Origin of the sequence: Acinetobacter lactucae (genome assembly GCF_013344765.1) — a bacterium.
Taxonomy (GTDB): domain Bacteria; phylum Pseudomonadota; class Gammaproteobacteria; order Pseudomonadales; family Moraxellaceae; genus Acinetobacter; species Acinetobacter lactucae_A.
Map to the genome: position 1 here is coordinate 1 of NZ_JABVBF010000481.1, position 226 is coordinate 226.

The window sequence follows — 226 nt, forward strand, 5'->3', positions numbered from 1 at the left end:
GTCCACACACCATTACCGTGACGGCAACAGATGCAGCGGGCAATGCGGGTACAGATACGGCTGTGGTGACAGTTGATACGACGGCTCCGAATGCACCAGTGATTGACCCGGTGAACGGGACAGATCCAATTACAGGTACAGCAGAACCTGGTTCAACGGTGACAGTAACTTATCCAGATGGTAGTACAGCCAGTGTTGTAGCAGGCCCGGATGGTAGCTGGACTGT

Annotated in this window: 1 protein-coding gene; it reads left to right on the plus strand. The window is 54.0% G+C overall.

What is annotated here, in order from left to right; genetic code table 11:
- On the plus strand, positions 1–226 hold a 226-nt coding region (locus HUN22_RS17945), incomplete at both ends, for an Ig-like domain-containing protein (RefSeq protein ID WP_254617587.1).